At 73.1% G+C, this 9870-nt stretch carries 7 protein-coding genes and 1 pseudogene; 5 read left to right on the top strand and 3 right to left on the bottom strand.

Going from position 1 to position 9870, the window contains the following annotated elements; all coding sequences use genetic code 11:
* Positions 1–200 precede the first annotated feature (200 nt).
* Positions 201–698 carry an SRPBCC domain-containing protein gene (locus ACFYT4_RS35685; RefSeq protein ID WP_389278931.1) on the top strand — a complete coding sequence of 166 codons (498 nt, stop codon included), beginning with the start codon at positions 201–203 and terminating at the stop codon, positions 696–698.
* Here ACFYT4_RS35685 and ACFYT4_RS35680 read toward each other — a convergent pair.
* Positions 641–3820, bottom strand: a complete 3180-nt coding sequence (locus ACFYT4_RS35680) for a BTAD domain-containing putative transcriptional regulator (protein ID WP_389278929.1) — start codon at positions 3818–3820, stop codon at positions 641–643. The genes ACFYT4_RS35685 and ACFYT4_RS35680 overlap by 58 nt on opposite strands.
* Before the next feature lie 59 nt (positions 3821–3879).
* Here ACFYT4_RS35680 and ACFYT4_RS35675 point away from each other — a divergent pair, with 59 nt between their 5' ends.
* Entirely contained in the window at positions 3880–5439 is a 1560-nt protein-coding gene (locus ACFYT4_RS35675; protein WP_389278927.1) for an MFS transporter, read from the top strand.
* Between the two features lie 353 nt (positions 5440–5792).
* Positions 5793–6005: an MbtH family protein gene (locus tag ACFYT4_RS35670; protein WP_389278925.1), complete on the top strand. Its 213-nt coding sequence runs from the start codon at positions 5793–5795 to the stop codon at positions 6003–6005.
* 1213 nt (positions 6006–7218) lie between these two features.
* Here ACFYT4_RS35670 and ACFYT4_RS35665 read toward each other — a convergent pair.
* Both ACFYT4_RS35665 and ACFYT4_RS35660 read right to left on the bottom strand, forming a co-directional pair.
* Complete coding sequence (locus ACFYT4_RS35665) at positions 7219–7965, bottom strand: hypothetical protein (RefSeq protein ID WP_389278923.1); 747 nt, start codon at positions 7963–7965, stop codon at positions 7219–7221.
* Entirely contained in the window at positions 7962–8582 is a 621-nt protein-coding gene (locus ACFYT4_RS35660) for a hypothetical protein (protein WP_389278921.1), read from the bottom strand. The genes ACFYT4_RS35665 and ACFYT4_RS35660 overlap by 4 nt, the downstream gene beginning before the upstream one ends.
* Positions 8583–8686: 104 nt before the next feature.
* On the opposite strand from ACFYT4_RS35660, the gene ACFYT4_RS35655 reads away from it, so the two are divergent.
* Positions 8687–9049: a hypothetical protein gene (locus tag ACFYT4_RS35655; protein WP_389278919.1), complete on the top strand. Its 363-nt coding sequence runs from the start codon at positions 8687–8689 to the stop codon at positions 9047–9049.
* Positions 9046–9755 (top strand): annotated as a pseudogene (locus tag ACFYT4_RS35650) (nucleotidyl transferase AbiEii/AbiGii toxin family protein). Before ACFYT4_RS35655 ends, ACFYT4_RS35650 begins: the two are co-directional and overlap by 4 nt.
* Positions 9756–9870: the final 115 nt, after the last annotated feature.

Here is a 9870-nt window from a genome sequence, read left to right as displayed (position 1 = left end):
CACTGGTCATGGTGGAGACGACTCAGCCAGACCCGTGCCCGCCACAGCCACTACAAACGCCGAGGCCAAACCCCATAACTGTGATTGCAGTACTAAGGGCATCGGAAGGAAACCGTAAGCGGTGCCCGGCAGTGTGGGGCCAGCAGAGGAAGTGGCAGACGTAGCGCCGGCAGACCGCCGGACCGGAGAGAGCAGCCTTGATGAACACAGCCGAGTACGAGATCGTCCGTCACTTCGCCGCGCGGCGCGCGCAGGTGTACGACGCCTGGACCAGACCGGAGCACTTCGCCCGGTGGTTCGGGCCGCGGGTCTTCACCACACCGGCCGACCGTGTCGTCCTTGAGGTACGGCCGGGGGGTTCCTGGCGGGCGACGCTGGTCGGGGAAGAAGGGTTCGAAGTCACGCTGGAGGGCGTCTACCGCAAGGTCGCGGGGCCGGGACGGCTGGTGTTCACCACCGGCGATCCGGACAACCCCGGCGACGGCCCCGCTTCCGTGGTGACGGTCTCGCTGGAGGAGCACCAGGACGGTACGACCATGCGTTTCCATCAGGCCGGGGTCAACACCGACGCCGAGCACGCGGAACAGGCGCGGGCGGGATGGCTGGAGTTCTTCGACCGGCTCGCGGAACATCTGGCCGTTCAGGGTGCGTCGGCGGGGAGCACATCGTCGAAGGTCAGCTCACCGCCCCGGGCGTAGGCGGCGGCGAACGCCTCGTCGCCGAGCGCGGCCCTGGCCCGGTCGGTGACCCGCCGCTCCTCGTGCTGCTCGGAGGGGGCGGCCGGTGTGCGGTGGGTCCGGCGGGCGGCGGCGGCCAGGCCGAGCAGCCGGGCGCTCTCCCCGGGCGCGGACACAGCGGCGAGGCCCAGGGTGGTGAACGCCGTGGTGCTGGGGTCACCGATCCGTCCGGCGGCGGCGAAGGCCCGACGGAACAGGGCACGGGCGCGCTCGGGTTCGCCTCGGCGTTCGTGCAGGAAGCCCATCTCCGTCAGGGTGGTGGGCAGGAACAGCGGGGGTTCGCCGTCCGCCGGGACGCCGTCGAGCAGCCGCGTCAGACAGGTTTCCGCCAGTTCCAGCAGGCCCGCGCGGCGGGCCGCGAAGCCGTATGTCATCTCGGCGAAGGTCTGCCCGTCCCGGTAGCCCTGCCCGTCCGCGAGTCGCAGCGCCCGGCCGGAGTGCTTCATCGCATCCTCGTAGTCGCCCGTGTTCAGCGCCAGCCAGCCCAGCCATGACAGCCGCCGTACGGCGTCGGGCCACAGCCCCAGTTCCTCGGCCGTCCGCAGTCCGTCGGTGAAGCACGCGGCAGCCCGCGCGTAGTCGCCTTGGATCTCGGCGAGCCCGCCGAGCCACTCCTCGGCCTGCATACGGCCCCAGTCGTCACCCAGTTCCGCGAAGATTCCGGCGCTCTCCCGGCTGACGCGCTCCAGGGTTTCGAGGTCGCGGACGGTGAAGGCGTCGCGGGCCAGGCTGCTGAGCGCCGCTGCCACGCCCCAGGCGTCGCCCACGGCGCGGAAGTCGACAAGCGCACGCGCGACCAGCGCCCGCCCGGACGGTATGTCGGTCATGGCCCGGCCGATGAACCAGCGCGCCCTGGCACGGGTCCCGGGGTCGGCGATGGCATCGGGGACGGAACCAGGGGCGGACTCGGCGGCGGTGGCTGTCGTGCGGGTCGCTCCGTCGGCGCCGGTGTTCCGGTGGCCCTCAGCGCGGACATCGTCGCCGAGCAGAAGGGTGAAACCCGCGTACCAGGCCCTTGCCTCGGCCGTCTCCTCGGCGGGCCCTCCGGCAGCCAGTGCGGAGCGCAGCGACTGGCGGGCCTCGCCGAGCCTGCCGCGCAGAAACCAGTACCAGGCAAGCGAGTTCACCAGCCGCAGGGCGTCCGCCGCCGGATCGGTGCCGTCAGCCGTGGCCAGGTTGGTGTCGAGCGCGGTCCGCAGGTTCGCGGACTCGGCGTCCAGCCGGCGCAGCCAGTACGCCTGTGCGGGTCCGCGCAGCCGCGGCTCGGCCGAGGCGGCGAGCGCGCTGTAGTGGTCGGCGTGCGCCCGCCGTATCCGTACGGTCTCGCCCGCGTCCTCCAGCCGGTGCAGACAGTAGGCGGACACCGACTCCAACAGGCGGTAGCGGGCCCCCGCCGGTCCGTCGACGACGGTCACCAGCGACCGGTCGACCAGTCGGGCCACCGTGTCGAGTACGTCGATTCCCTCCTCAGCGCACACCGTCTCCGCGGCCTCCAGGGTGCAGCCACCGGCGTGCACGGCCAGTCGGCGCAGGATGATCCGCTCGGCGTCGGTGAGCAGTGTCCAACTCCAGTCGATCACCGCCGTCAGGGTCTGCTGGCGCGCCGGGGCCCCGCGCTGGATTCCCGCGAGCAGCCGGAACCGGTCGTCCAGTCTGGCCACCAGTTCCTCGACGCCGAGGGCCCGGACCCGGGTCGCGGCCAGTTCCAGCGCCAGCGGGATCCCGTCGAGTCTGTGGCAGAGCTGCGCCACCGCCGCGGCGTTCCGCTCGTCGAGGGTGAAACCGCGAGCCGACGCGGCGGCACGGGCCAGGAAGAGCCGTGCGGCATCGGACTTCGCCACGGTGAGCAGTTCGGAGCCCTCCGGTGGGGCCAGGGGCGGTACGTTCCAGAGGGCTTCACCGGCCACGCTCAGCGGCTCGCGGCTGGTCGCGAGGATCCGTACCCCGGGTACGGAGCGCAGCAGCGTCTCGGTCAGTGCGGCCGCCTGCTCCACGACGTGTTCGCAGTTGTCGAGGACCAGCAGCAGCAGCCGGCCGCGCACGGCCTCGATGAGCTGTTTCAAGGCACCGGCCGGGCCTTCACGGATATCGAGGGCGGCGAGCACCGTCTCGGCGAGCGACGGCGTCCGGCGGCCGGCTGCCGCGAGTTCGACGAGCCACGCGCCGTCGGGGTAGGCGACGGCCGACTGCCGGGCCACTTCCAACGCCAGGCTCGTCTTGCCGACGCCGCCGGAGCCGGTGAGCGTCACCAGCCTGCTCGTCCCCAGCAGTTCGCGTACTTCGGCGACCGCCTCGCCGCGTCCGATCAGCTCGCCCACCGCGGCGGGCAGATTCGTCGGAGGGCGTCCGGACCCGGCGCTCAGCGCCGGGTCCTGCCGCAGGATCCGCTCGTACAGCTCCGCCAAGTGGGGCGAGGGGTCGAGGCCCAGCTCATCGGCGATGAGCCGACGCAGGTCGCCGTACGCGGCCAGCGCCTCGCTCTGCCGTCCCGCGCGGTACAGCGCCCGCATGTGTACGCCGCGCAGCCGCTCCCTGAGGGGGTGAGCGGCCACGAGTTCGGCGACCTCCGCGACATCGAGGGCGTCGCCGGTCGTGAGGCATGCCTCGGCGTGCTCCTCGAAGGCGGCCAGCCGGGCCTCTTCGAGGCGGGCGATCACGGGTGCCAGGAACTCCTGGTCGGCGAAGTCCGCGAATGCCGCCCCCCGCCACAGCTCCAGGGCCTCGGCCAGTCGGCCCGCCGCCACCAGGTGCGTGAAGCGCAGGGAATCCACCGGGGCGTCTGCGGTGTGCGGGGAGGTCTCCAGGGCGTAGCCGGGGGCGCGGGAGACGACCAGGTGCTTGCCGCCCGGCTCGGCGTCCTCCAGCGCGCGGCGCAGCTGCGAGACCCTGACCTGGAGCGCCGCCGCCGGGCTGCCGGGCGGGCGGTCGCCCCACAGATCCTCGACGAGGCGGTCCGTGGAGACCACGCGTCCTTCGTGGGCGAGGAGGTCGGCGAGCAGCGCGCGTACCTTCCGGCCGGGGATCGGCACGGATTCCCCGGCATCGGTCCACACCGTCACTGGTCCCAGGACTCCAAAGCGCATACGACCGACCTTAAGCGGCCGGGAAGGATGCCATAAGCGTTCCCCGGCACGGTTCTCCCATGAACAACACCACGGTCACCCTCACGGAGCCCGGCCCCGACGCCGGGCCAGGGACCTCATCACCCACGGCGGCGGACACCGACACCGGCCTGCGGGCCGGACGGCGGGAATGGATCGGGCTCGGTCTGCTCGCCTCGGTCGCCCTGCTGCTCTCCATCGATGTCAGCATCCTCTATCTCGCCCTGCCGCAGATGAGCGGCGACCTCGGCGCCACCGCGTCACAACAGCTGTGGATCATGGATGTCTACTCGTTCATGCTCGCCGGCTTCCTGGTCACCATGGGCACGCTGGGTGACCGGATCGGCCGCCGCAAGCTGCTGATGACGGGCGCGGTGGCCTTCGGGGCCGCATCGGTACTGGCCGCGTACTCGGTCAGCGCCGAGATGCTGATCGCGAGCCGGGCGCTGCTCGGTATCGCCGGAGCCACACTGCTGCCGTCATCGATGGCACTGATCCGCAATATGTTCCGCGATCCCCAGCAGATGGGCGCGGCGATCGGGATCTTCTTCAGTTGCTTCATGGGCGGGATGGCGCTCGGGCCGCTGGCGGGCGGCCTGCTGCTGGAGAACTTCTGGTGGGGGTCGGCGTTTCTGCTCGGTGTGCCGTTCATGGCGGCGCTGCTGATCGGCGGCCGGGCCCTGCTGCCCGAGTACCGCGATACGGAGGCCGGCCGACTGGACCCGGCCAGTGTCGTCCTGTCGCTGACGGCCATCCTGCCGGCGGTCTACGGACTCAAGGAGATCGCCCGGCACGGTGTGGAGCCGCTGTCCGTGCTCGCCATGCTGTTGGGCGCCGTGATGGGCACGGTGTTCGTCCGGCGTCAGCGCGGACTGGCGAGCCCGCTGCTCGACCTGCGGCTGTTCGCCAACCGCGCCCTCACCTCGACGCTGACGATCCTGCTGCTGGGCGGCGTCGTCATGGCCGGTACGAGCCTGATGTCCACGATGTACCTCCAGACGGTGGCGGAGCTGTCGCCGCTGAAGGCGGGGCTCTGGCTGATCCCGCAGAACGTCGCCATGGTCGCGGCCCTGTCCGCCGGTCCCGCGCTGGCCCGCCGTTTCCGGCCCGCGTTCGTGATGGCGGGGGGTCTGGTGATCTCGGCGGCCGGTCTCGGTGTGATCACCCAGGTGTCCGCCGACGGTGGTCCGCCGCTGCTGGTGACGGGTCTGGTCCTGCTCTCCGCCGGTATCGCCCTGCCGATGGGGCTCGGCAACGGCATCATCATGACCGCCGCGCCCGTGGAGAAGGCCGGGTCGGCGGCCGCGCTGTCGGAGACAGGCGGCGAACTCGGTGTCGCGGTCGGTGTCGCGGCCCTCGGCAGTCTGGGGACCGCCGTCTACCGTGACGCGCTGCCCGCCGGTCTGGAAGACGCAGGTGAGACCGTGTCCGCCGGGCTGGCGGCGGCGGACGGTGTGCCCGCTCTGGTGGACGCGGTGCAGCGGGCCTTCACCAGCGGCCTGCACGCGGTCGCGGCCGTGGGCGGCCTCACCTTCCTCGCTCTCGCCGCGCTGACCGTGGTGATTCTCCGCCGCCACGGCGTGGCATCCCAGCCCGGATGATGTCCTGAAGTCCCTTTCCCCTCTCGACCGACCGACGGTCCCGGCACCTCGTGCCCGGGGCCTTCGGTCGTCTCGCGCGTGCCGCCGGGCGTGCCACCCGTATCCGATGCGATCCCGTCATGACGGCCGATCTCAGCGGGCCCGCTGCCACGGGAGAACACGGCGGACAAGGTCCGGCTCGATGTCGAACGGGCCCGCGACGAGGACCGCCGGGGACTCGTGAACGTCTCCTTGTGAGAGGGAACGGGAAGCCACATCGTGGCACTTCCCGTCATCCGTCATCACACCGACGAGCCGATCCGCCGTCACCCTGCGGCTGTCACCGGCCCGTCGGACCCGAGGAGGCAACGAACATGAGCAGCACCCCCTTCGACGACCCCGAAGGCCGTTTCCTCGTCCTGGTGAACGACGAGGGTCAGCACTCACTGTGGCCGTCCTTCGCGGAGGTGCCCGGGGGCTGGACGATCGCTTTCACCGAGAACACCCGGGAAGCGTGCCTGGAGTTCGTCGAGACCCACTGGATCGATCTGCGCCCCCGCTCCCTCGCGGCCTCCATGGACGCCTGACCTCGCGTGCCGGGAGCCCGCCCCGGCACCCGGCAACACCCCGGCCGACCGCGCCCGGGCGTATGGCCGGACCCGCGACGGCAGCTCACCGCGACCGGAGTGCCGGGCGGGGCGACGCTGCTGAGGAGAGACACCCGGTCTGCTCGGTTGGGATCTGCGGTGCGGAGTCTGCCGGGTCTTCATGGGGGGTGTCGTTGCCCCCGTGCGACAGGTGATTGCCCGTTCGCGCCACCGTGCCGGGGTACACGTGAACATGGCTCCGGCGCCCTCGCAGCCCCGGTGACCGTCCTGGTGCGGTGACCGGCCGGTCCGCGCCAGGGGCGGGGTGGGCTGCCGATGGCCCGTCTCGCCCTGCCCGGTCCTGCCGCCCCTCCGCGGGCGGCCGTGACGGATCCGTGGCTCTGGTCTCCGGGTGGTTCCGGGCCCTCTTCCCGCTGGCGGCCACCCTTCCTGCCTCGGGCAGGTGCAGCGGACTACGAGTGCACGGGGGCGGGTGCCAGCAGTGCGCCGCGGACGGGCGGCGGCCTGACTGGACAGCGACGGTGCCCGCCCCGGTCCCGGCCCCACAGCGAACCCCCGGGGCGGGAGCGGTCGTGACACCGCCCCGGGCGGCCCTGGGGCTACCGGCCGCGGGCGGCGGGCCGGGCCGGAGCGGCGGTGCGGTGTGCGGCTGTCTGCGGGGCCGGCGGGTGAACGGGCCCCGGGGCGGGGGCGGGGGTGGGGTGGTCGCCGAGCGGACGGCGGGCCGGGGCGGAGACCCGGGCCCCGGCGGGCGGGAGCGGGGGTGGGGTGGTCGCCGAGCGGACGGCGGGCCGGGGCGGAGACCCGGGCCCCGGCGGGCGGGAGCGGGGCACCGGGCTCGGTGGTGAGCGCGAGGTGAGCGGCGCGCAGCAGGCGGGCGGTGAGTTCGGCGGGCGGGCCGGGTTTCCAGGAGGTGTCAGAAGCGAGGCGGGCGAGGCGGGGTTCCGGGTCCTGGCCGCTGAGGGTCATCTGCTGCATCCGGGCGGCCAGGAGCGGCCACTGGCGGGTGGTCAGGAGGAGACCGGCGTCGGATTCGGTGCCGATCGCGGTCTTCACCAGGGCGGCGAGGCGGGCGTGATCCTTGGGGGTGATGCCGAGCCGGGTCAGGGCTGTGGCGCGGTCGGAGAGGTCCAGATCGCGGGGAACGTCCAGTCCTTCGGTCAGCGGCCCGTACGTGTCCGGGCGTCCCGGCTCACCGGCCCGGGCGGGGACACCGGTGCCGTGTTCGCGGCCGGGGACGGTTCGGTGCGACCGGGCCCGGGGCTGCGGGTCCCGGTACGGGGCTCTGGGCGGGGACAGCTGCCGACGCGGGAAGAGGGCCCGCCGCGGCGGCAGCGGCAAGGGCCCGGTCCACGCCCGCGCCCTGGGCGTGGGCGGTGAGCAGGAGCCGGCGGACGTCGGCCCCGCGGTCGTCGAGGGCCTGGAGCGTATCGGCGATGTCCGGCCACGCCGGGGAGGCGAGGATCGCGTCGCGGACCAGACCCTGCGGAAGGGTGGTGCGCAGCAGACCGGCCCACCGGTCCGCCGGTCCGGCATGGGCGGTGCCCGCGGCGGTGGCGTTGGCGGTGACGGCCTGATGGACCGCGGCGGCGGTGCCGAGGTGCGGGAGGAAGGCGGTCAAGTCGACGCCGGCGTGCTGGAGGGCGGCGAGCTGCCCGGCGAGCTGCGGCCAGGCGGGGGACGCCGTCAGGCCGGTGAGGATGTCGCCGGGGAGGGTGGTGCGCAGGGTGTCGGCGGCCCAGCCCGGGGCCAGCTTCGCCGCGTCCTCGCCGAGTCCGGGCTCGTCGTCCGTGTCTGTGCCGCAGTGGTGCCTTCGGGCGGCGCGGCGGACCGCGTCGGTGACGGTGAGGATCAGGCGGACTGCCATCGCCGCCGACTGGGCTGCCTCGGTGAGCGCTTCGGCGAACGGCTCACCGAGCGGCGCGGGCTGGGATGTCATGGTGCTCCCTCGGGGTGGGTGGTTCCGCAGGAACGGAGATACGGGCAGGGGCAGTCAGCGTGATCGGGGGCGGGGGCCGGGTCGGGACGCCCGCAGGCCGCACCGGGCACGGGCGGGATGCTCGCAGCGGGACTGCGGGCCGGGGCCCGCGCCATACGGGCGCCGGACCCGGAGGGGGTGGCGGAACCGGCGAGGCGGGCGGCCTCCCGGAGAAGCGCCCCGGCCGCCGCGGCCGAGCGGGCGTGCAGGCGCAGACGGCGTGCCTCGTGCCAGCGGATGGCCGCGTCGACGGCCGTCGCCAGGGCGAGGAGCAGGCCGAGGACGGTGGCCGCGGACTGCGGCGGGGTGTGGTGCAGCGCGTGTGCGGACTGCCGGTACAGGGCGCGGGCCCGGCCTTCCAGAGCGCGGGCTCCCGGGGCGCGGCCGGCCTGCTCGAAAGCGTCGGCCGCGGCCCGGACCTCCTCCCGTACGGCGGCGGGGGCGGTCATCGCGGCGACCGTCAGGAGATCAGCGAGCGCGGCGACATCACCCGCGCCGGTGTCGTCTCCGGCGTCGCCGAGAATGCCCGCCGCCTCACGGATCCGGGAGGCAGCCTCCCGCCAGGAGACCGGGTCCATGACGGGGCTGGCGGGGGTGTAGCGGTCGCGGACCCGGGGCGGGGGTGTCCCGTGGGGAGGGTGCTCACCACGTCTGCAGCACGGCCCGGGGGCATAATGCGGGTATGACTCCCGAGTCCGCCCGGCAGATGCCGCCCGCCGCCGAGGTCCTGCGCGTGCGGTACACCTCCCGCCTGCCCGCCTCCCTCGCGGACCTCAACGGGCCCCGGCACGGGCAGGTCGATCTCCCGCTGCATGTGGTCTGGTCCGGGCTGCGGACCTTCGACCTCGACCGCCCCCGGTCGCGGATGAGCCTTTACCGCGTGGTTCTCGCCGAAGGGCAGCGCGAGGACCTGGCCGCCTACCTGAACGCCGACCTGCTCACCGCGCAGTGGCCCGTCCTGCGCACCCTGATCAGCAGAACGGTCCGCGACGTGTGGGAAACCGCCTTCCCCCAACTGCCCGTGCAAGCGGCCGGGGCGGCGTGAACCTCAGCGGCCTGCACCGCCGGCTCCTCGCCGACGTGATCGCCATCGGCGCGCCCTACCCCCTCGTCATCACCGGCGGCTACGCCGTCCAGGCCCACGGCCTGGTCGAACGCCTCAGCAAGGACCTCGACGTCGCCACCGAGAACCCCGCCCCCATGCCCGGCATCGTCCGCACCCTCGGCGAAGGACTCACCAACCGAGGATGGGAGGTGAGAGAGATCGGGGCGGACCCGCTGTCGGGACGCCTGATCGTCACCGACCCGGCAAGCGGCGAGGAGTGCGAGGTCGACATCCTCAAGGAAGCCTTCTGGTCACCGCCCGCGGTCACCGCCTACGGCCCCGTCCTCGCCCTCGACGACGTCGTCGGCACCAAAGTCCGGGCCCTGGCCGACCGGGGCGCGGTCCGCGACCTCATCGACGTCCACGCCGCATCCCGCCACTACACCACCGCCGAACTGGAAACCCTCGGCCGCCTCCACGCCCGCATCCCCTTCAGCCTCCACGACCTGCGCGACCGGCTGACCGGCTGACCGGAGCCGACTGGTACGAAGACGACGAATTCACCGCCTACAGCCTCGGCCCGGACGAGATCACCGCCCTCAGAACCTGGGCCCTCGCCTGGGCCACCGCCCTCAACACACGCCTCCACCACGACGACCACGACGACCACGACGACCACGACGACCACGACGACCACGACGACTGAAGCATGTCGCAGAAACCGCCTCGGACGTGTCAGGGATCTTGTGTAAGTCGGCTGGTGTCATTGGACGCTGAGCCGGTCCTCGAAGAACAGTGAGAACTGGTTCAGTGCCTCTTTC

Source organism: Streptomyces sp. NPDC004609, from assembly GCF_042873655.1.
In the GTDB taxonomy this organism is placed as follows: domain Bacteria; phylum Actinomycetota; class Actinomycetes; order Streptomycetales; family Streptomycetaceae; genus Streptomyces.
The sequence above is the reverse complement of the archived record's forward strand: the minus strand, read 5'-3'. Positions and strand labels throughout refer to the sequence as shown.